The sequence below is a fragment of the Streptomyces rubiginosohelvolus genome (genome assembly GCF_014649875.1).
In the GTDB taxonomy this organism is placed as follows: Bacteria; Actinomycetota; Actinomycetes; order Streptomycetales; family Streptomycetaceae; genus Streptomyces; species Streptomyces rubiginosohelvolus.
The window spans coordinates 32,919-51,545 of sequence record NZ_BMTW01000001.1 but is presented as its reverse complement, the minus strand read 5'-3'; the positions used below and the strand labels follow the sequence as shown (position 1 = coordinate 51,545).

The 18,627-nt window shown below is 71.3% G+C and carries 24 protein-coding genes; 13 read left to right on the top strand and 11 right to left on the bottom strand.

Features of this window, described 5'->3' with window-relative positions; translation table 11 throughout:
• Positions 1 to 36: 36 nt before the first annotated feature.
• Complete coding sequence (locus IE134_RS00245; protein ID WP_030711288.1) at positions 37 to 1,410, top strand: NAD-dependent succinate-semialdehyde dehydrogenase; 1,374 nt, start codon at positions 37 to 39, stop codon at positions 1,408 to 1,410.
• A 40-nt stretch (positions 1,411 to 1,450) separates the two neighbouring features.
• Here the strand turns inward: IE134_RS00245 and IE134_RS00240 are convergent, their stop codons facing one another.
• Entirely contained in the window at positions 1,451 to 1,999 is a 549-nt protein-coding gene (locus IE134_RS00240) for a 2'-5' RNA ligase family protein (RefSeq protein ID WP_189429327.1), read from the bottom strand.
• Positions 2,000 to 2,149: 150 nt separating this feature from the next.
• Here IE134_RS00240 and IE134_RS00235 point away from each other — a divergent pair, with 150 nt between their 5' ends.
• From IE134_RS00235 to IE134_RS00225, 3 genes are all read left to right on the top strand, one after another.
• Positions 2,150 to 3,151, top strand: coding sequence for a DUF6924 domain-containing protein (locus IE134_RS00235; RefSeq protein ID WP_179892618.1), 1,002 nt, complete (start codon positions 2,150 to 2,152; stop codon positions 3,149 to 3,151).
• 135 nt (positions 3,152 to 3,286) lie between these two features.
• Entirely contained in the window at positions 3,287 to 3,739 is a 453-nt protein-coding gene (locus IE134_RS00230; protein ID WP_030711295.1) for a hypothetical protein, read from the top strand.
• 84 nt (positions 3,740 to 3,823) lie between these two features.
• Positions 3,824 to 4,834 carry a YdcF family protein gene (locus IE134_RS00225; protein ID WP_189429325.1) on the top strand — a complete coding sequence of 337 codons (1,011 nt, stop codon included), beginning with the start codon at positions 3,824 to 3,826 and terminating at the stop codon, positions 4,832 to 4,834.
• 85 nt (positions 4,835 to 4,919) lie between these two features.
• On the opposite strand, the gene IE134_RS00220 is transcribed toward IE134_RS00225, so the two are convergent.
• Positions 4,920 to 5,699, bottom strand: coding sequence for a D-Ala-D-Ala carboxypeptidase family metallohydrolase (locus tag IE134_RS00220; RefSeq protein ID WP_030711299.1), 780 nt, complete (start codon positions 5,697 to 5,699; stop codon positions 4,920 to 4,922).
• A gap of 174 nt (positions 5,700 to 5,873) precedes the next feature.
• Between IE134_RS00220 and IE134_RS00215 the strand changes: the two genes are divergently transcribed.
• Positions 5,874 to 6,404: a MepB family protein gene (locus IE134_RS00215; RefSeq protein ID WP_189429323.1), complete on the top strand. Its 531-nt coding sequence runs from the start codon at positions 5,874 to 5,876 to the stop codon at positions 6,402 to 6,404.
• A 41-nt stretch (positions 6,405 to 6,445) separates the two neighbouring features.
• On the opposite strand, the gene IE134_RS00210 is transcribed toward IE134_RS00215, so the two are convergent.
• The 4 genes from IE134_RS00210 to IE134_RS00195 form a co-directional block, all read right to left on the bottom strand.
• Positions 6,446 to 6,772, bottom strand: a complete 327-nt coding sequence (locus IE134_RS00210) for a DUF6980 family protein (protein ID WP_189429321.1) — start codon at positions 6,770 to 6,772, stop codon at positions 6,446 to 6,448.
• Positions 6,769 to 7,302: a GNAT family N-acetyltransferase gene (locus IE134_RS00205; protein ID WP_373296725.1), complete on the bottom strand. Its 534-nt coding sequence runs from the start codon at positions 7,300 to 7,302 to the stop codon at positions 6,769 to 6,771. Before IE134_RS00205 ends, IE134_RS00210 begins: the two co-directional genes overlap by 4 nt.
• Before the next feature lie 296 nt (positions 7,303 to 7,598).
• Positions 7,599 to 8,447, bottom strand: a complete 849-nt coding sequence (locus IE134_RS00200; protein WP_189429319.1) for an NmrA family NAD(P)-binding protein — start codon at positions 8,445 to 8,447, stop codon at positions 7,599 to 7,601.
• Complete coding sequence (locus tag IE134_RS00195) at positions 8,444 to 8,869, bottom strand: nuclear transport factor 2 family protein (RefSeq protein WP_030711309.1); 426 nt, start codon at positions 8,867 to 8,869, stop codon at positions 8,444 to 8,446. Before IE134_RS00195 ends, IE134_RS00200 begins: the two co-directional genes overlap by 4 nt.
• 85 nt (positions 8,870 to 8,954) lie before the next feature.
• Between IE134_RS00195 and IE134_RS00190 the strand changes: the two genes are divergently transcribed.
• Positions 8,955 to 9,569, top strand: coding sequence for a TetR/AcrR family transcriptional regulator (locus tag IE134_RS00190; protein WP_098017969.1), 615 nt, complete (start codon positions 8,955 to 8,957; stop codon positions 9,567 to 9,569).
• A 160-nt stretch (positions 9,570 to 9,729) separates the two neighbouring features.
• Here the strand turns inward: IE134_RS00190 and IE134_RS00185 are convergent, their stop codons facing one another.
• Together IE134_RS00185 and IE134_RS00180 are read right to left on the bottom strand one after the other, a co-directional pair.
• On the bottom strand, positions 9,730 to 9,945 hold the full coding sequence (locus IE134_RS00185) for a DUF397 domain-containing protein (protein WP_098017972.1): 216 nt from the start codon (positions 9,943 to 9,945) through the stop codon (positions 9,730 to 9,732).
• On the bottom strand, positions 9,942 to 10,781 hold the full coding sequence (locus IE134_RS00180; RefSeq protein ID WP_098017975.1) for a DUF5753 domain-containing protein: 840 nt from the start codon (positions 10,779 to 10,781) through the stop codon (positions 9,942 to 9,944). Before IE134_RS00180 ends, IE134_RS00185 begins: the two co-directional genes overlap by 4 nt.
• A gap of 93 nt (positions 10,782 to 10,874) precedes the next feature.
• Between IE134_RS00180 and IE134_RS00175 the strand changes: the two genes are divergently transcribed.
• From IE134_RS00175 to IE134_RS00160, 4 genes are read left to right on the top strand one after another with little or no spacing between them, the layout of a single operon-like run.
• Complete coding sequence (locus IE134_RS00175) at positions 10,875 to 11,135, top strand: hypothetical protein (RefSeq protein ID WP_030711316.1); 261 nt, start codon at positions 10,875 to 10,877, stop codon at positions 11,133 to 11,135.
• Entirely contained in the window at positions 11,132 to 11,590 is a 459-nt protein-coding gene (locus IE134_RS00170; protein WP_229823261.1) for a hypothetical protein, read from the top strand. The genes IE134_RS00175 and IE134_RS00170 overlap by 4 nt, the downstream gene beginning before the upstream one ends.
• A gap of 4 nt (positions 11,591 to 11,594) precedes the next feature.
• Complete coding sequence (locus tag IE134_RS00165) at positions 11,595 to 12,140, top strand: hypothetical protein (RefSeq protein ID WP_098017977.1); 546 nt, start codon at positions 11,595 to 11,597, stop codon at positions 12,138 to 12,140.
• 36 nt (positions 12,141 to 12,176) lie between these two features.
• Positions 12,177 to 12,557 carry a hypothetical protein gene (locus IE134_RS00160; protein ID WP_189429897.1) on the top strand — a complete coding sequence of 127 codons (381 nt, stop codon included), beginning with the start codon at positions 12,177 to 12,179 and terminating at the stop codon, positions 12,555 to 12,557.
• Positions 12,558 to 12,618: 61 nt separating this feature from the next.
• Here the strand turns inward: IE134_RS00160 and IE134_RS00155 are convergent, their stop codons facing one another.
• Complete coding sequence (locus tag IE134_RS00155) at positions 12,619 to 13,401, bottom strand: MBL fold metallo-hydrolase (RefSeq protein ID WP_030711322.1); 783 nt, start codon at positions 13,399 to 13,401, stop codon at positions 12,619 to 12,621.
• Between the two features lie 91 nt (positions 13,402 to 13,492).
• On the opposite strand from IE134_RS00155, the gene IE134_RS00150 reads away from it, so the two are divergent.
• From IE134_RS00150 to IE134_RS00140, 3 genes are all read left to right on the top strand, one after another.
• Complete coding sequence (locus IE134_RS00150) at positions 13,493 to 14,095, top strand: TetR/AcrR family transcriptional regulator (RefSeq protein WP_030711324.1); 603 nt, start codon at positions 13,493 to 13,495, stop codon at positions 14,093 to 14,095.
• Positions 14,096 to 14,186: 91 nt separating this feature from the next.
• Positions 14,187 to 14,354, top strand: coding sequence for an NIPSNAP family protein (locus IE134_RS00145; protein ID WP_158717126.1), 168 nt, complete (start codon positions 14,187 to 14,189; stop codon positions 14,352 to 14,354).
• 160 nt (positions 14,355 to 14,514) lie between these two features.
• Positions 14,515 to 15,732, top strand: a complete 1,218-nt coding sequence (locus IE134_RS00140; protein WP_098018028.1) for a low temperature requirement protein A — start codon at positions 14,515 to 14,517, stop codon at positions 15,730 to 15,732.
• A gap of 23 nt (positions 15,733 to 15,755) precedes the next feature.
• Here IE134_RS00140 and IE134_RS00135 read toward each other — a convergent pair whose 3' ends face one another.
• Both IE134_RS00135 and IE134_RS00130 read right to left on the bottom strand, forming a co-directional pair.
• Complete coding sequence (locus IE134_RS00135; protein WP_098894799.1) at positions 15,756 to 17,219, bottom strand: glucoamylase family protein; 1,464 nt, start codon at positions 17,217 to 17,219, stop codon at positions 15,756 to 15,758.
• 154 nt (positions 17,220 to 17,373) lie between these two features.
• Positions 17,374 to 18,603 carry a glycoside hydrolase family 1 protein gene (locus tag IE134_RS00130; protein WP_030711330.1) on the bottom strand — a complete coding sequence of 410 codons (1,230 nt, stop codon included), beginning with the start codon at positions 18,601 to 18,603 and terminating at the stop codon, positions 17,374 to 17,376.
• Positions 18,604 to 18,627: the final 24 nt, after the last annotated feature.

The window sequence follows — 18,627 nt, the reverse complement described above, 5'->3', positions numbered from 1 at the left end:
CGGACCTCGTCCGGGAGCTGTCCACGGAAGGAAGTCATGAGTACGTACCGAGTCGTCAACCCTGCCACCGGTGAGACGGAACAGGAGTACCCCACCGCCACCGACGGCGAGCTGCGCGACGCGCTCGCCCTGGCCGACGACGCGCAGCGCGCCTGGGCCGCCCGGCCTGCGGCGGAGCGGGCCGATGTGCTGCGACGGGTCGCGGACCTGTACGAGGAGCGCAAGGATCAGCTCGCCGCCATCATCACCCGTGAGATGGGCAAGCCGGTCAAGCAGGCCCTCGGGGAGCTGCGCACCGTCGTGTCCATCTACCGCTACTACGCCGACCGGGGCGAGGGCTTCCTGGAGACGGAGGAGCTGGACGTCGCCTCCGGCGGCCGGGCCGTCATCCGGAAGGAGGCGGTCGGCACGCTGCTGGGGATCATGCCGTGGAACTTCCCGTACTACCAGGTGGCCCGGTTCGCCGCACCGAACCTGATGCTGGGCAACGCGGTCCTGCTCAAGCACGCCCCGCAGTGCCCGGAATCGGCGCTGGCGATGGAGCGGCTGTTCCTGGACGCGGGCCTGCCCAAGGGGGCGTACGTCAACATCTTCGCCACCAACGAGCAGATCGAGACGCTGATCGGTGACGACCGGATCCACGGCGTCTCGCTGACGGGTTCGGAGCGGGCGGGCGCGGCCGTCGCGGAGATCGCGGGCCGCAACCTGAAGAAGGTCGTCCTGGAACTGGGCGGCTCCGACCCGTATCTGATCCTCGGCACGTCGAACATGGAGCAGGTGGTGAAGAACGCGCTGATCGGCCGGATGGGCAACGCGGGCCAGGCCTGCAACGCGGCCAAGCGCATCATCGCCCTCGACGAGCACTACGACGGCTTCTCGACCGCCTTCACCGAGGCGGTCCGGTCCATCGCCGTCGGCGACCCCACCGACCCCGGGACCTTCATGGGTCCCCTCTCGTCGGAGAAGGCGGTCGAGACCCTGGACGAGCAGGTCCAGGACGCGATCTCCAAGGGGGCCACGGTGCTGGCCGGCGGCAAGCGCATCGACCGCCCCGGCGCCTGGTACGAGCCCACCGTGCTCGCGGGCATCACCCCCGACATGCGGGCCTACAAGGAGGAGCTGTTCGGACCGGTGGCCCTGCTGTTCAAGGTCGGCTCCGAGGAGGAGGCCGTCGACTTCGCCAACGACTCGCCGTACGGTCTCAGCGCCTCGATCCAGACCGACGACGACGCCCAGGCCGAGCGCGTGGCCCAGCGCCTGCAGACCGGCATGGTGTTCGTCGGCGCCCCGTCCGGCACGGCGGCGGAGCTGCCGTTCGGCGGGGTCAAGCGGTCCGGTTTCGGCCGGGAACTGGGCCGGTTCGGCATGGAGGAGTTCGCCAACCACAAGCTGGTCCGGCTGGTGCGCTGACGAAAGGGAATGCGGAGCCCTGGCGCGGAGGGGCGGCAACTCACGGCGCCCCCGGCCCGATCACGGCCGTCGTCCGGCTCGTCGAGTCGTAGGACCGGGCCTCGGCCCACCGCCCCGGCAGGGCGCCCGGCCCGGTGGCTTCCTCGGGGAGCCACCGGCCGTCGGGGCCGGGCCACACCGCGCCCCGGCCCCGGCCGAGCGTGATGTGCGGGACCCAACGGGCTGGGGAGAGCCGCGGGTTGGGGCGGTCGCCGGCTCCGGGGGTTTCCCGCAGGATCCGCCACACCGTCTCGTGCAGCTCCAGGAGCGCGGCGTCGCGCCGGACCGCCCAGGCCAGCACGTCGACCCGGCCGGAGAAGCGCAGCAGCCCGGTCAGGTGGAGGGGGAGGGGGAGCGCGGCGAGGGCTTCCGCCAGCGCGGTGCGGGCTTCCGCGGGGAGCGTCTCTGCCGTGGCGAGCGTGAGGTGCGGCCGGTTGGTCGGGTGGTGGTGCGTGCTCTGGCTGGGCAGGCCCTCGTCCGCGAGGGCCTGCCAGACGCCGCGTACGGCTCGGTCGGTCGAGGCGTCCGGTAGCAGCTCGATGGTGTGCACGGGGGCAGCGTAGGGCCGCCGCACCGCGCGCGATGGCTGCCGCGACCGTGCGCCTCCCGCGGCCTCTCTGTCAGAGGCGGATGTTAGACCTGAGAGGTCTTCAGAGGTCTTCTCCGGCCCTGTGCAACTGATCTGACGAGGTGTCTGCCGATGCGTCCCCCCTTTCCCCTTCCGCCCCGCGACGAAGCGATCCGCGTGCCCGGAATCCTGCTGCTGCGCACCGACGGCGGCAGCGACAGCGATGCCTGGGACGACGTCCTTGAGCGGATGGGCGAGCTGCCCGGTATGCGTCCGCCCGGGGCAGGGGGTGCGGCCGAAGCCGAGGCGTCCATTCCCCGGCGGCTGATCGTGGCGGAGGAGCCCGGCTGGGGAGGGTCCTCCCGCGCCACCCCCCAAGAGATCGCCGCGGCCTTTGACCGCCCCGGGGCATGGATACCCGACCTGGTGGTGCTCACCGACGCCCGGACCGCGCGCGACGCGGAGGCGCGCCCGCTGCTGGCCTTCAGCGGCAGCGATGGGCAGGCCTTCTGGATCACGCCGCGGCAGACGGCCATGGCGTACCTGGCGCTGCACCGGGGGCTCTCCTTCACCTTCGACGGGTTCGCCGAGGAGGCGCCCGCAGAGTGGGAGGACGGGGAGGAGACGGAACCGGAGGACGAGGACGGCTACGAGCCCGCCGGTTTCGCGTTGGAGACGCGGACCGACCCGCCCCGCTACACCCCGCCTGCCCGCGAGCTGCCTGTGCTCGTCCAGGAGACCGATCTCCTCGTCCGTACCGACTTCGGCGACGACGCGGCCTGGGCTTCCGTGGTCGACCGTGTGCGCCGGGGCCGAGGGGCGGCGTTGGACGTGATCGAGGACTTCGGCGAGTACGTCACCTTCGTCGACGATCCGGCCTTCGCGGGCGCCACCCCGGAGCAGGTGATGGCCCAGGTCCGCCCGGGCACGGATCCGGAGGCGATGATCTCCGACACCGTGCTGATCGCCGACACCGCCACCCTGCGTGAGCCCGGACATCCCGTCCGGGTGGTCCCCCTGGAGGACGAGGTCGGGGACTCCTTCCGGGTGGACGCCGAGGTCGCCGGGATCATGGTGGTCAACCTGGCGCTGGGCAACATGGACCTCGGTGACTGGCGGGAGGACGACGCGTAGGCATCAGGGTCGGTGCGACCAGAGAGGTACCCCTAAAAGCCCCATAGGTTGATGTTTCCGGCGCGCGAGCGGTCAAGAATTGAGGTGAACAGAAGAGATCTGCTCGTAGTCGCAACAGGCATCAGGAGTGAGAACATGCGTGGCGTTCTGATAGGCGTCGTCGGCGCCGTGGCGGTCCTCGGAGTCGCGGCCGCCGTGGCCGTACCCGAAGCCAAGGAGTGGTACGACGGACGCCACGAGCAGACCTCGTCCTACGCCACCGGCAAGGACGCCAAGGAGGAGCGCGAGTCCGTTCCCCGCTGGCTGCCGGACGACGCCTCGTCCGTCGAGTACGCCATGCGGACCACCGGCGGCGAACGCATCCTCAAGGCCACGCTCCACGACGGCCGTCTCCCCGCGCAGTGCGAAGCGCTCGGCGGCGGGAGCGCCCCGGACCCCGAGATCAGCGCGTCCTGGTTCCCCTCGGGGACCGCGAGCAGTGCGAAGGGCCGCTGCGGCTCCTACTACGTGGCGCTCGAGGACCACACCCTGTACGCCTGGCAGACGAACGACGACTGGGTGGACGAGAACCGCCGCTCCGGGCAGTGACCGCCGCACCCCCGCGGATCCGTGGCCGGCGGTTCGCCGCAGACGTACCGACGTACCGACGTACCGACGAACCCGAGGCTCCCCGTGATCGCTTTCGCCCCGACGGCCGTGTTCCTGCTCTGGTTCTGCTGGGGCGTACGGCAGGACCGCCGCCAGTTCCGTAACGCGGTGCTGCTCGGCCTGACCGTCCTGAGCCTGTCGTTCGCCCTGTTGACGCAGGTGGACCGGCTGCCGGACAGCCTGGCCGTGCCGGTGTACGCGCTGGTCTTCCTCGTACCCGTGCTCGCGGTCGTGGTCCTCGGCGGCTTCCTCGTGGTCAACGGCCTCACCATGGTCCGCAAGGAGGGCCGCCGCCCCGCCAACCTGCTCTCCGGCCTGGCCGGGATCGGCACCTTCGCCGTCCTGGCCCTGGTGGTCACCGCCGACTACCTCGGCGGCTCCAAGCCGTACCGCTCCTTCATCCTGGCCGTCGTGCTGATCACCGGCTATGTCGCCTTCCTCTTCCTCTGCTTCCTCGTCTACGCCTTCCTGTACGGCCGCATCCAGGTGCGCGGCGACGTGGACTTCGTGGTGATGCTGGGTTCGGGCCTCATCGGCGGGGAACGCGTGCCCCCGCTGCTCGCCTCGCGTCTGCGCTCCGGACTCCGTGTCCAGCAACGGCAGATCGCCCGGGGCGGACCGGCACCCGTCCTGCTGGTCTCCGGCGGCCAGGGCCCGGACGAGAAGCTGCCGGAGGCCGAGGCGATGGGCCGCTGGCTGGTGGCCGAGGGCGCCGACCCGGACCTCGTCCTGGAGGAGAGCCGCTCCCGTACGACGACGGAGAACCTCCGCTTCAGCCGGAGCCTGATGGAGGGGGCCGACGAGCGTTACGTCTGCGTCGTGGTGACCAACAACTTCCACGCGTTCCGGGCCGCGATGACCGCTCGTAAGGAGGGCGTGCGCGGCCAGGTGATCGGCTCGCCCACCGCCGCGTACTTCTGGCCGAGCGCGACGATCCGGGAGTTCGTCGCGGTCTTCTGGGAGCACCGGATCGTCAACGGCGCTCTGTGCGTGCTGCTGGCGGCGCTGGCCGTGGTGGTGGGGATGGGCTGGTAGCCCGTGGCCCGCGGTGTACGGACACGGGTACGGGGCCTCCGGTCCGCCGAGCGGAGGCCCCGTACGTCAGGAGAGCGCTACGGCGTCAGATGCCGCAGCTGGGCGCGGACCAGAAGCGGCCGCTGCCGCCGGCGACGTGGGTGTGGTCGTTGTGCCCCGGGTAGCCCGGGCCGAGGATCTCGGTGAAGCCGTGGTTGCGGGCCGCCTGGGCGAGGGCGCAGAAGCCCTGGGATCCCGCGCCGAGGTCGGCCGCGTGGCCGTACATGTGGCGGCTGTTGGCGGCGCCGCCGACGGCGCTGTTGCAGGACACGCTGCGGAAGCCGCCGTTGACGGTCATGGGCCGGTCGCCCATGGCGTGCCGCATGGCCTGGAGCTTCCACATGGTGACCAGGGCGTTGGCGCGGGCGGTGGCGGCGCTGACCTTGCCCCCGGACCAGTCGGAGTTGCAGCGGTTCAGCTCGGCGTAGGTGAAGTTGACCGGGGTGCAGTCGTCGTCCTGCAGCTGGTAGATCTTGTTGAAGGTCGCGGGGCCCGCGATGCCGTCGGCGGCCAGCCCGTACGCGGACTGGAAGCGCGACACGGCCGCCTTCGTCGCCGGGCCGAACGCCCCGTCGATGGCGATCTGGTTGCCGGTGCCGGGATAGCCCGCGACCCGGATCTGGAGCTGACGTACCGCTTCACCGCTGGAGCCCTCCCGGAGGGTTCCGCTCCAGGTGTAACAGCCGTCGGCCGCACGGGCGGTGACGCCCGACGCGGAGTCGGGCACCGGGGCCGCGGCCGGGCTCGCGGAGGCGGTGGTGCCGCCGAACGCCAGGGCGGCGCCGGCGAGGGTCGAGACGAGGAATCCGATGGGGCGTGATCGCATGGGGGCTACACCTCATTGTCGTCGTGGCCGTCTGCGGTTCGTGGGGGATTCCGAGCCTCCGGCGCGGGCGGGGCAAGTGTCAAGGTCATGTCAACATGCTGCCAAGGGGGCGGCCCCGTGCGGCGCCCCGCCGCCCCGGCCGGGCGTGGTCGGCGCGGTGACAGGATAGGGAGAATGGAGACGAACCAGCCGTGGGCGCGGCTTCACGGCGACCTGCCGGCAGCAAAGGCATCGGTGTACGACCCGGGTGGCTTCGTCTGCTCGCAGCCGGTCCCCGAGCCGGAGAGCGCTGATTACGCCGCTCACCGCTTCACGCTCGACGGGCGGTCGGTCGCCTTTCGCGTGGCCAGGACGACGCCGACCAAGGCCGGCCAGTTCGTCACCGTGTGGCAGCGCTCCACCGAAGGCCCGATCCGCCCCTTCGACGCCGACGACGGCGTCGATCTCTTCGTCATCAGCGCCCGCGACGACGGCCGCCTCGGGCAGTTCGTGTTCCCGCGCGGCGTTCTGTGCGAGCGCGGCATCGTGTCCCGTAACGGCGTGGGCGGAAAGCGGGGCTTTCGCGTCTACCCGCCGGGTGCCGTTACGGCGAGCCGTCAGGCGCGCGGTACGCAGGCGTGGCAGGTGAATTTCTTTCTGGGCATCGGGGAGGGCGGGCCCGTGGATCTGGTGCGAGCCAGGGCTCTCTATTCAGGCCGTGTTTGAGGCGATGATAAGGCGCTGAGGGAACCCGGTTCAGAAGCGGATCAACGCTCGTCCCGTTCCTGACGCGGCGAAGCAAGCCAGCCCTCGCCCTGGAACTCGGCCGGGATCGGGTCTTCCCATGGATCGATCCCGCGACGCTCCAGTTCATCGAACCAGCGGTCCCGCTGGGACTCGGGGAGGTGCTGTCCGCACCACGGGCAGAAGTCGATCCCGAGGGTCGATGCGCCGCCGTCATGGATGACCAACCCGTACTCCTGGAACCTGACCTCGAAGCGAATCAGCGCGTCCGGGCAGGTGAAGGGGGTGTCGTGCCGGTCGCAGTGCCAGTTCACCCGGGTCGTCATCACCTCGCAGCAGTGGTCGGTCATCGCCTCGGTTCCGTCGTCGGCTGCCCGAGTCTCCGTTGCATCAGCAGGGTGTCGATCCAGCGGTCGTGTTTGTAGCCGACGGCGGCGAGCCGGCCCGCGTCCGTGAAGCCGTAGCGGCGGTGCAGGGCGGCGGACGTGTCGGTGCCCGCGTCGGCGATGACGGCGATCATCTGGCGTACGTGCGTCCCGGTGCAGGCGGCCAGCAGGGCCTCCAGCAGCGCTCCGCCCAGTCCTCGGCCCGTGCGGCCGGGGGCGAGGTAGATCGAGTTCTCCACGGTGTGGCGATAGGCGGGCTTGGGGCGCCAAGGGGCCGCGTACGCATAGCCGACGACCTCGCCGGACAACTCGACGACCAGGAACGGCAGGTTACGGGCGGCGATGTCGTCGAGGCGCTGGTGCCAGGCGGCCACCGGCGGAGGGTTCTCGTCGAAGGTGATCACGGTGTGGCGGACGTAGTACGTGTAGATCTCGGCGACGGCGTCCAGGTCGGCCGGGACCGCCGGGCGGATCACCGGCTTCATGACTGTCACGCCGGGAGTGTAGGCCGCAGGCTCACCCGGACAACGGGACGCCCCACCATGCGGGCACGGTGGGGCGCGGCCGGAGCGGCGGCGGTGGTCAGGCGGTGGTGTCGAAGCCGCCTGCCGTGACGCCCGCCACGAAGAAGGTGAACGCGTCAGCGGCGAGGGCATTCAGCCGGGACGGCGAGCTCCTGAGCCGGCGGCTCTACGGCCGTATGCCCGAGCCCGCGCTGCGGAAGGCGACGCAATGACCCGCCCGCTGCCGTGGTCGGGCCGCGACCGGAACCGCTGATCCCCCTGGAGCATCAGCCGCTGTAACGCGCCTCCCGCTCAAGGAGGGACCGGAAGGTACGCGGGGGCCGGCCGGTGAGGCGGTGGACGGTGCCGGTGACGCGGTCCTCCGCCCCTTCGGCGATGGCGCGGTCCATCCCGGCCAGCATCGCGGCGAACTCCACCGGCACCTGCGTCGTGAGGTGCTCGCGCATCTCCTCGTAGGACAGGCGATGGTGCACCACGGGCCTTCCGGTGACGTCGGTGATGATCGTGGCGATGTCGTCGTGGCCGAGCGCCTCGGGTCCGGTCAGGACGAGATCGGTGTTCGGGGCCTGCTCGTCGGTCAGAGCGCGTACGGCGACGGCCGCGATGTCCTCCGCGTCCACGAAGCCGACCCGGCCGGTCCCGGTGGCGGTCCGGATGACGCCCTCATCGCGGATGCTGAGCGCGTGGGCGTGCGTACCGGTGAAGTTCTGCATGAACCACGAGGGACGCAGCACCGCCCACTGCTCGAAGAGACCGGGCAGAGCCTGGTGCACCTCTCCGACCGCCGGGCCGCCCTCCGGGATGGCCGAGGAACTGAGCAGCACCGCGCGGCGCACGCCGGCGGCGCGGGCCCCCTGGAGGAACGGCAGCATCGTCGCAGCGGGGTCGGAGTCGCCCACGGGCGGTACGAGGTAGACGCGGTCCACGCCGTCGAGAGCGGCCGCATGCGTCGCGGGGGCGTACCAGTCGAAGGGGACGGGCTCGGTCCCGGCGACCGGCGTGGCCCGGCGGCTGGCGGCCCTGACGCGGTGCCCACCGGCCGTCAGCTGCGCGGCGGTGCGGCTTCCGGTGGTGCCGGTCGCGCCGATGACCAGCGTGGTGGGTGCGGTGGTCATCGGCTGCTCCCGGTGAAGTCGGCGCCGGGTTCCTGGACGGCGAGGGGGTTCCAGTAGTCGCGGTAGGAGGTGAAGTGCCCGTCGCGCACGGTCACGACGGCGATGTAGGTCATGTCGAAGGGAGCGTTGCTCTCCACCAGTCGGCCGACCCCACGCATCTCGACCACGACGGTCTGCGGATCGGTGGTCCGGTGGATCCGCAGCTCGGGGAAGTCGTGCAGGTCGATGTGGTCGGGGTAGTGGCGCATGTAATCGGCGACGGCCTCCTTGCCCTCCAGGCGCCGGGGCCAGCCGTCGGGAGCGAACGGGAACTCCATCACTCCGTCCTCGGCCCACAGGGCGATCCACGCGGGAATGTCCTTGTCGAGCAGCAGTCGCAGGCTGTGGCGGAAGAGATCCGCCGGGGAGGTCGGTGCGGGCATACGTGTCCTCCAGTCGTAGAATCCGGACCCGGGGTCCACTTCAAGATATGGACCGTGGGTCCGTTTTGCAAACGGAAGGAGCGGCATGTCCGAACGCCAGTCGTCCCGCAAGGACGCCATCCGTAACAGGGAGGCCGTACTCGCGGCTGCCGATGCCCTCTTCAGCCGCCGCGCGAGTCCGGAGGACATCACGATGGCCGACGTCGCGGCGGCGGCCGGGGTCGGCAAGGGCACGCTCTTCCGGGCCTTCGGCGATCGCGCCGGGCTGCTGCGCGCGCTGTACGAGGCGCGGCTCGAACCGATCAGGGAGGCCATCGAGGCAGGCCCGCCGCCGCTGGGGCCCGGGACCCCGCCACAGGACCGCGTACGCGCCCTGCTCGATGCCGTCCTGTGCTTCAAGCTCGACAACGGGCCGCTCGCCCTGGCCCTGGAGGACAGCGGCAGCGACAGCAGCCCGTACCGGGCGGACCACTACGAGCGGTGGCACGGCCTGCTCCGAGCCGTACTGGAGCAGATCCCCGGCCTGACCGACAGTGATTTCACCGCCCACGCCCTGCTCGCCGCCACGCGGGCCGACCTCGTCGAGCACCTGGCGGGCGAGCGGGGGATTCCGCGGGAGCGGATGCGGGAACAGCTCGCGGGCTTCGTCGCCAAGGTCCTCGCCCCTGGCCCACGGCCGGGCGGGACCGCCGAGGAGTGAGAGGGGAGCGGCGGGTGCGTCGGCGTACAGCACGCAGCCCGGTCGTCACCTTGCGGGTCGGGACCGGGCTGTGTGCGGTGCACGAGGGCTGCCGCAGAGGGTCAACTGCGGCCCAGGGCCACGGAATGGCCGCGGGCCGCGCTCGCGGGAGCCTGTGGGATCAGGCGGCGTCGAAGCCGCCTGCCTTGACGCCCGCCACGAAGGAGGTGAACGCGTCAGCGGCGAGGGCCAGGGCCGGGCCGCCCGGGTTCTTCGAGTCGCGTACGGGGACGATGCCGGTGGTGGAGGCGGTGGCCGGGGCCCACTCGACGCAGGTGCCGCCGTTGTCGCTGTAGGAGGACTTGACCCACTGCGGGGTCGTGGATTCGGTCGTCACGGGGTGCCCTTTCGATGCTGGTGGATCATGTCCACGGTATCTGTCTGCGACAGAGACACAGCCTGCAACTGATGGTAGGACCTCACCATCGGGATGACAGAGCTGAGTTCGCGGTCCAGATGGCCTTGCGTCTCGGACTCGACGTAGGAGACCACGGACCGATCCTGGAGCGTCAGCAGATTCACTGCCCGATTGAAGGGCCGCTGCTCACCGATGCTGTACGGGGCGATCTGCAGCATGGTGTGGGACTGCGTGGCGAAGTCGACCAGATACTGCAACTGGGCGTCCATCACGGCAGGGCTGCCGATCGGGCGGCGGATGCAGCTCTCGTCCAGTACGGCGATCAGCATCGGCGGCACGGTGCGTAAGAGGGCGCCCTGGCGTTCCATGAGTAACGAGACGCGCTGATCGGCCTGTTCGGAGGTGATGACGCCTCGGTCGACCGCTCCGCGTGCCAGCGCCTCCGCGTACTCCCGGGTCTGCAACAGCCCCGGGATGACGCCCACCTCGAAGAGCCGGATCTCCGCCGCCCGGCCCTCCAGTGCCACGTACTCCGGGAAGCCCTGCAACAGCACCCCGTGCTTGATCTTGCGCCACTCGCGCTCGAACGAATCAGCGGTTCCCGTGTAGTTCATCGCCACGTCAACGGCGATCGAGAACTTGCGAGTTGGGGACTTGTGGCACAATTCCACGCCGGAAACGTGCCGCCCCGTGTAGCCGATCCGGCCCCCGAGATCGTCCTGTTTCCAGCCCCGAGCCTCTCGCTCCCGCCGCAGACGCGCTCCGTAGGCCGCCTCCGGGCCCCCGTCCGGGTTCACTTCCTTGCGGTTGACCAACGTATCCCCCAGTTCCGAAACGTTGAAGACGTATCCACGCTAGGCCACGCTGAGTCGCCCCGGTAGTCGTTCGGCTACAGAGAGGAGCGATCGGTGTACGGCGAGAACGCCAGCGCGAATACGGAACGGCCCCCACGCGTCCCTGCCCCCGGGACTCTGCTCGCGGACACCAGTCGCGGTGACCGCGTGGGGGAGTTCCAGGGTGTCGCCGGCCCGTACTGGTCCCTCCGGCCGGTCGGCGGCGGGCGCGAGTGGGAGGTCGAACCCCGTTACGTACGGCCCGCGTTGCTCATGGAGCAGTTACGGGCCCGTACGGCGCGGCTCAACGCCCGCAGCCGGGGAGAAGTGCTGTGAGGGCGGGGCTTCCCGGCGCGGGCCGGGCGAGGGTGCTGGACTACGTCGCGGCCGTCGCGGTGACGGTCGGCAGCCGGGCCCTCCCGCTCGGCGGGGTCGCCCTGCCGAACCGCCGGCTCGTTCTTCGCTGGCTGCGGCGGCAGGCGCTGCGGCTGGCGGACGGGCACGGGCGGAGTCTGCCCCCGGCCGCCCCCTGGCTCGGGGCCAGGGACGTCCGGCCGGTCGCCTTCCACGGCTGCGACGCCCCGGAGGCGCTCCGGGCATGGGCGGACGACCACGGCCGCCAGGATCACGCCCTGGGCGCGCTGGAATCCGGGCGCCCCGCCCTGCTCACCGTGGTCGACCCCTTCGTGGGGCTGCGCGTCACCCTCGGCGCCTGGCCCGTGGACCTGTGGGGGTGGACGGCGGAAGCCTCGGAGGACCACCCGTCCCCGCCCCGTACAGAAGGGGCCTGACCGCGTGCTGCAATGCACCGCCGTGACCCACGTCCCGTACGCCGAAGCGCTGCTGGCGCTCGCGACGATGGAGGGCGGGCCGGAGCACCCGCCCGATGCCGTGGAGCCGGAGGAGTTCGTCCTGTGCGAGCTGGGCGACCACGACGAGTCGGCCGAGCACGCCGGGCACCTGTGGACGGCGGACACCCCCGACGACCAGGACCTGTGGCTCCTCTGGTCGGGCACCGGCGCCCACCGCGTCCACCGCCTCGGCATGCTCCGCCTCTGCCCCGCCGTGCTCCGCGAGCTGGCGACCCGCACGGTGACGACATGCGCGTTCTTCGACCATCACCCCGGGCCGCACTCCTTCTCCGTGACCGACCCGCTCGGCGACCTCATCGCCGCACACGTCCACAGCGAGGTCCGGCGACTGATCTCGGAGGGCGACGCCCCCGACGCTCCCGGCGAGCCCGACGCTCCCGGTACGCCCGATGCCCCCGGCACGTTCAACGGCCCTGGCGCCCCCGGCCGTCCCGACACCCCCGACGTACCCGACACCGACGCGCCCTGACGGCGACGACCGGAGGACTCCCGCCCCATGGACCCCATTGACCAGTGCACCGCCGTAGCCCTGCTGCCGCCCCCGGACTTCGTGCTCCGCCTCGCCGCTGCCGACGGCGGCAGCCGCCCGGAAGCCGGACACCTGCTCTGCGAACTGGCCGCCGACCACGACGGCTACCACGCGATGGCGTTATGGGACGACGACACGAACCGCACCGCCGTCTGGGCCCGCTGGAGGGGTGAGCGGGCGACTCTGGCGGAGCTGGCCTGGTGCGGTGCTGTGGAGCCCCGGGGCGAGGACGCGTGCGGGCTGTTCTCCGGTCACCCCTCCGCCCACGACTGGGACGTCACTGATCCGACGCTCGCGGCGGTGGACGCCGTACTCGCGGGGGAGTACCCGCACCTTGCCCCGCGTGACGGCGTGTGACGGCTTCAGTCCCCCCGCCCAGGGGTACGCAGCCGCGACCGTACCCGCCGGGGCGGTCCGGTCAGGCGCTTAGGTCCAGCCATTCGCCGACGGCCAGCACACGGGCGCGTGGTCCGGCGTGCCCGCGCAGTTCCTCCGCCGGGTCGGCGACTTCGACGTAGCCTGCGATCTTGTCCGGCTGCTCCGGTTCGTAGTGGATCGGTACCACGTACCGGGCGTCGAGGATCTCCGCCGCCGCAGCCGCCTGCCCCGGGTCCAGCGCGGCGAGCACCGGGCTCGGGGGTTGCAGATGCGGTGCGTCGACGACGGGCCCGTTGGCGGGCAGGAACGCCGCGTCGAACGGACTGAAGCGGCGCGCGATGAGCCACCAGGAGCCGTGGAACATGGTGTCGCCGCCGTGGAAGAGCCGCTGCCCGTCGGCCTCGACCACCCAGTTCACCTGTGGGTCACCCAGTCCGTCCACGGCCGGGACGGCGGTGACGCGGAACGGTCCGATCTCATGGACGGACCACACGTCGACGACGGTCGCCGCCAGCCCGTGCGCGGTCAGCTCGCTCTCGGCGAGCAACGTCGTCACGTTGTCCACGTCGTCACCGTGGCCGGGAGCCGGCCTCAGCACCGGTGCTCCCGGCGCCAGCACCTTCGCGAGCGCGGACGCGTCGGTGTGATCCCGGTGCAGGTGGGTGACCAGCGCGGCATCGGCCTTCCCGCTCGGCTCCGCCAGCCGGTCACCGGGCTTCCATCCCGTGAACAGCGGTGAGATGTCCCGTACGTAGTCGATCACCAGCCGTTGGCCCCCGGCCTCGATCTCCAGTCCCGCCCAGCCCAGCCGTCGCACTCGCATCTCAACACTCCTTTGTCTCGGTGACGTCGACCAATTTAGCGTACGGTCGTACTCTAATCAATAGAGGACGCTCGTACGCTATGATCGGCGCATGTCTCCACGCCGCTCAGTAGCCGAAGCGCAGGCCACCAGGGGGCGGATCCTCAGCCGCGCCGCTGAGATCGCCTCGGAAGAAGGACTGGACGGCATCACCATCGGCCGGCTCGCCGAGGCGCTGGAGATGAGCAAGTCCGGAGTGCACAAGCACTTCGGCACCAAGGAGTCACTGCAGATCTCCACGCTGGACAAGGCGTTCGTGGACTTCTGGCACCGGGTGGTCGAGCCCGCGCTGGGCGAACCCCCGGGCCTGCGGCGGCTGCGCGCGGTGTGCTCCAACTCCGTGGGCTACCTGGAGGAGCCGCTGTTGCCCGGCGGCTGCCTGATGACCGCGGCGCTCACCGAGTACGACGGCCGCCCCGGCCGGGTCCGTGATGCGGTGGCCGAGGTCTGGTCGCGCTGGCGTGACCAGCTGCGGACGGATTTGGCCGCCGCGGTGGAGAACGCCGAACTGCCGGACGGGTTCGACGTCGAGCAGGCCCTGTTCGAGATCATCGCCGCAGGACTGGCGCTGAACGCGGCCATGCAGCTCCAGCACGACCGGTCGGCCGCGGACCGGGCCCGCCGCGCGATCGAACGGGCGCTGAGCCGGCCCTGAGAGCCCGACGGTCCGCCGTCGGCCCGTGGCAGGCCGCAGGGCGGGGATGCGCTTCCCGTCCGGCCGGTGTCGCTCCCCGGCTTTCGGTGACATGGAGGACGGCCGCACCCCGTACCGGCTCCGGCGCAAAGCCCGCGACCCCTGCGGCCACACCCTCATCGAGCGCGGGGAGTCGTGGGAACGCCTGGACGCGCACGGCCGCACGCCGCACCGGATTCACTTCGGCAGCACCGTCAACGGCTGCCTGGAGTCGGAGTAGGGGGAGCACCACTACACCGAGACCCCCGCCTGAGGCTGCCGTACACAGCGCGTGTCGTCCATCCGCCTGACGTGTCGTCAGAAATGATGGCCGTATGCCTGAGAATCCGCGGAAAGACGACGACCACGGCAGGCGCGCCCGTAGGCGCCGGCTCGTCCCGATGACCGGCCGCGACCCCGAGGAGGGCGGGCGGGTCTCCTCCCCGCTGGAGCTGCTGTTCGACCTGACCTTCGTCGTCGCGGTCGGTACGGCGTCGTCCCAGTTCGCCGAGCTGCTGGCCGAGGGACACCTGGCGCACGCGGTCACCGCGTTCGTCATGGCGATGTTCGCGATCAGCGTCGCCTGGATCAGCTTCAGCTGGTTCGCCTCGGCCTTCGCCACCGACGACTGGCTCTACCGGGTCCTGACCATGGTCCAGATGATCGGGGTCGTCGTCTTCTCGCTCGGCCTCCCGGCGATGTTCCACTCCGTCGACGAGGGTGGTCACCTCGAACTGCGCGCCATGGTCGCGGGGTATGTCGTGATGCGGATCGCGATGGTGTTCCAGTGGGCGCGTGCCGCCCGGGAGGCACCCGAGTTCCGGGGCGTGTGCCTGGCCAACATCCGCTGGACGGTGATCGCCCAGGTCGGGTGGGTCGTCCTGGCCTTCGTCGGACTGCCGGTCTACGTCGTGTTCGCGGCGTTCGTCGTCCTCGGCGCGCTGGAACTGGCCCTGCCGGTCTTCGCCCAGGGCGCGGCGGGCGGCACGCCGTGGCACCCGCATCACATGGCCGAGCGGTACAGCCTGTTCGCGATCATCGTGCTCGGGGAGAGCGTGGTCGGCACGGTCGCCTCATCGGGCGAACTGCTGGGCGGGGCCGACGGCACGGCCTGGACCGGGAACGCGATCGCCGTCGTGGTCGCGGGGGTCGGTCTGACCTTCGGCATGTGGTGGGTCTACTTCACGACCCCGTTCGGCGACATCCTGGAGCGTCGCCGCAACCGGGGGTACCTCTTCGGCTACGGCCACATCCCCCTGTTCATCGGGGTCGCCGGGGCCGGGGCCGGGCTGCACGTCGCGGGCCTCTACCTGGAACACCACGCGGAGATCCCCGAGACGACCGTCGTCCTCGCCCTGGCCCTCCCGGTGGCCCTCTACCTCCTGGTGGTCTTCCTGCTGCACACCCTGCTGCTCTCGGCGGGGGACCGCTTCCACCTGCTGCTGATCGGCCTGACCCTGGCGGTTCTGCTGGCGGCCTGCCTGCTGGCCGTGACGGGAGCGCCGTTGGCGGTGTGCTTGATCGTGGTGATGCTCGCGCCCTTCGTGACCGTGATCGGTTACGAGACGATCGGGCGCGAGCATCAGCGGCGCATGCTGGAGGGGGCCGGAGGGCCATAGGCCCGGCCCCTTCCGCAGCCCTCTCAGATCGAGAACCGCTCCCGCTCCAGCAGCGGCCGCACGCGCGAGCGGAATCCCCCTGTGCGGAACGGGCGTTGCAGCAGACCCGGCCGCAGCTCCTGGGCCAGAGCCGCGGCGATCATCCCCTGGTCCAGCGCGAGCATGAAGTCGCTGACCCGGCCCGTCGACACGTTCACCGAGTCCCGGAAGCCGAGCCCCTCCTCGTACGCCCCGAAGTCCCGTTCCAGGGAACGCAGGTTGGCCACCGCCTCCCGGCGGGCGTACGGCAGGGCCAGGAAGGAGGCGTGCGGGGTGACGACTCCGTTGGTGAACGCCGAAGGGGGCGGGAGCGGATCGCCGTCGGTCGTGTGCGTGCGGTCCGTGTTGGAGGCGTAGCCGTCCACCTGCATGCCGAGCGCGTCCACCCCGTACTCCTGGTAGCCGTCCTCGGGGACGTTGGCGGGGGAGAAGCCCCAGTAGCCGTACCGCGCCTCCCGCAGGCCGTGGTCGATCTGGCCGCGTACGTAACGCTGATGCGTCACGCCCCACGCGCGCGGCGACCACTCCGGCTCCGGCACGAACAGCGGCACCATCAGCGCCTCGAACATCGAGCCGCCCCAGGTGGGGACCACCTTCCGGCCGCGATGCGTGTAGTGGCCGTTCCATACGCGTACGCCGTCGACCGTGACGTGACCGCCGCCCGGCTTCTGCTCCTGCTCGTGCTCCGGCAGCATCGTGCGCAGCAGGTGCCAGTAGTGGTCGCCGGGGAGCGAGCCGTCCGCGATGCCCAGGTAACTCGCCATGCGAGGCTCGGTGTTGAGTGCTCCGTAGTGGTGCGGGGTCGGCTCGTCCGTGTCCGTCCAGACGCCGCCCCGGAGCTGGCCGGGGCCCGCCACCGGGTCGGCCGGGTCGTACGGCGTGTAGAAGTACGACCAGTCGGCGGTGGCCAGGATGCGGTCGATGCGCGGGCGTAGTGCCGGGGCCGCGTCGGCGGCGATCCGCAGGCCCGTCACCAGCCACGCGTTGTCCACCGAGGAGAGGAACGGGCGGACCGGGTCGCCCGTGCCGGGCCACTCCGTCAGCACCGAACCGTCGTGCGCGTCGTACCAGTTGAGCCAGAAGCCGTGGTGGCGTTCCAGCTTCTCCACCGCCGTGACCGTACGGGTCAGGGACCGGAGCATCGCTCCCTCGCCGATCACGCCCAGGCCCGCGGCGGCCACCGTCGACCACAGGCCGCAGCCGATGTTGGTGGGGGATGTCTGGCGGGACTGGGCGGGGGCTCCCGCGCCCCTGAGGTCGATCTTGTCGGTGACCAGGCCGAAGTCGGTCGTCATCGCCTCGATCGAGCGGTACGTGTCGCGGAACCAGGTCCGCAGGAGGCGCGGGTCGGCGGGGGCGGCTGCTGCTGTTGCGGGGGCTGTCACGGCTCCGAGCGACAGGGCCGCGGCCCCGGTCCCTGCGGCGGTGAGAAACGTGCGACGGTCCATCGGTCCGGCTCCTGGTGGCAGAAGGGGGAAAGGGGAACAGTGCTCGTGCGGGGGCGGCTCGGGAGCCGGCGGTCGTCAGGTTCCGCCGGCTCCCGGGCCGGAGGGAGCCGTCAGGTGGCTCCCCGTATCGAGGGCGCGCGAACGCGCGGGTGAATCAGGCCTCCGTCCGCGGGAGTTCGCGGGTACGGCCCAGCGAGCCCAGCCACTTCGCCGAGTCGCGCGGGGTGCGCTCGAAGGTCTCCCAGTCGATCGCGATCAGGCCGAACGTGGCCTTGTACGTGCCCCACTCGTAATTGTCGAGCGCGCTCCATGCCAGGTAGCCCCGGATGTCGAGGCCGTCCTCCAGCGCCGAGGCGACCTCGCTCAAAGCGCCCGTGTAGTAGTCGACGCGGCGGCTGTCGTCGGCGGTCGCGATGCCGTTCTCCGTGACGATCAGCGGCACGTCCCCGACCACCTCGGCCGTGTGGCGCAGCGCCTCGCCGACCGCGCCCGGGTAGTACTCCCACGTCGTCAGCGTCCGCTCGACGTCGTCGGCCGCCGGGATCGGTCCGTCGGGGCCGATCCGCGTACGGGTGTAGGACTGCACACCGATCCAGTCGTCGCCGCGCGCCGCCTCGATGAAGACGTCCTCGCGCGGGTGGCGGTAGGCGGCGGTGACGTCCTCCGCGCCGGGGAGGGCCTGGTAGACCTGGTTGGCGATGGTCCAGCCGACCTGGATGCCGGCGTCCAGGGCCCGGACCTCCTTCACCGCCGCGTGGTGGGCGGCGATGACGGCCGCGGTCGTCTCGTCGTCGGGGGTGGGCAGGCCGGCGGGCGGGAAGCTGTTGTCGCCGCGCTTCGCCTGGCCCGCCATCACGGCGATCATGTTCGGCTCGTTGATCGTGCAGACGTGGGAGACCCCCTCGGAGATCACCGGGGCGCAGGCCGCCACGTACCGGGCGAACAGCTCCACCGCCCCCTCGGCCGTCCAGCCGCCGCGCGCCTCGAACCACTGCGGGACCGTGAAGTGGTGCAGGGTCACCATCGGGCGCAGGCCGCGCTCGATCGCGCCCTCCACCATCCTTCGGTAGTGGGCGAGCTGGGCCCGCGAGAAGCGGCCCTCGACCGGCTCGATACGGGCCCACTCGATGGAGAACCGGTAGTCGGTGAAGCCGAGCGAGGCCAGCAGGTCCATGTCCTCGGGCCAGCGGTGGTAGCTGTCGCAGGCGTCCAGGCTCGGCTCCGCGATGTGGGTGCCGGCGGCGTGCTCCTTGACCCACCAGTCGCAGTCGGTGTTGTTGCCCTCGATCTGGTGGGCGGCCGTGGACGCGCCCCAGAGGAAGCCCTCGGGGAACGGTACGGAAGCCGTCGTCGCCGGCCGGTTCGGGGCAGGGGTGTTCGTCATCGCGACATGTCTTTCTGGTGGTGG

What these genes read in the sequence shown, in the direction of transcription:
- IE134_RS00220 (WP_030711299.1), bottom strand. Translation starts at nt 5,699, where the DNA reads ATGCGATCACGCCCCATCGGATTCCTCGTCTCGACCCTCGCCGGCGCC.
- IE134_RS00210 (WP_189429321.1), bottom strand. Translation starts at nt 6,772, where the DNA reads ATGACCGACCACTGCTGCGAGGTGATGACGACCCGGGTGAACTGGCAC.
- IE134_RS00190 (WP_098017969.1), top strand. Translation starts at nt 8,955, where the DNA reads ATGTCCGAACGCCAGTCGTCCCGCAAGGACGCCATCCGTAACAGGGAG.
- IE134_RS00145 (WP_158717126.1), top strand. Translation starts at nt 14,187, where the DNA reads ATGGAGGACGGCCGCACCCCGTACCGGCTCCGGCGCAAAGCCCGCGAC.
- IE134_RS00130 (WP_030711330.1), bottom strand. Translation starts at nt 18,603, where the DNA reads ATGACGAACACCCCTGCCCCGAACCGGCCGGCGACGACGGCTTCCGTA.
- IE134_RS00195 (WP_030711309.1), bottom strand. Translation starts at nt 8,869, where the DNA reads ATGCCCGCACCGACCTCCCCGGCGGATCTCTTCCGCCACAGCCTGCGA.
- IE134_RS00235 (WP_179892618.1), top strand. Translation starts at nt 2,150, where the DNA reads ATGCGTCCCCCCTTTCCCCTTCCGCCCCGCGACGAAGCGATCCGCGTG.
- IE134_RS00155 (WP_030711322.1), bottom strand. Translation starts at nt 13,401, where the DNA reads ATGCGAGTGCGACGGCTGGGCTGGGCGGGACTGGAGATCGAGGCCGGG.
- IE134_RS00135 (WP_098894799.1), bottom strand. Translation starts at nt 17,219, where the DNA reads ATGGACCGTCGCACGTTTCTCACCGCCGCAGGGACCGGGGCCGCGGCC.
- IE134_RS00215 (WP_189429323.1), top strand. Translation starts at nt 5,874, where the DNA reads ATGGAGACGAACCAGCCGTGGGCGCGGCTTCACGGCGACCTGCCGGCA.
- IE134_RS00140 (WP_098018028.1), top strand. Translation starts at nt 14,515, where the DNA reads ATGACCGGCCGCGACCCCGAGGAGGGCGGGCGGGTCTCCTCCCCGCTG.
- IE134_RS00230 (WP_030711295.1), top strand. Translation starts at nt 3,287, where the DNA reads ATGCGTGGCGTTCTGATAGGCGTCGTCGGCGCCGTGGCGGTCCTCGGA.
- IE134_RS00200 (WP_189429319.1), bottom strand. Translation starts at nt 8,447, where the DNA reads ATGACCACCGCACCCACCACGCTGGTCATCGGCGCGACCGGCACCACC.
- IE134_RS00245 (WP_030711288.1), top strand. Translation starts at nt 37, where the DNA reads ATGAGTACGTACCGAGTCGTCAACCCTGCCACCGGTGAGACGGAACAG.
- IE134_RS00150 (WP_030711324.1), top strand. Translation starts at nt 13,493, where the DNA reads ATGTCTCCACGCCGCTCAGTAGCCGAAGCGCAGGCCACCAGGGGGCGG.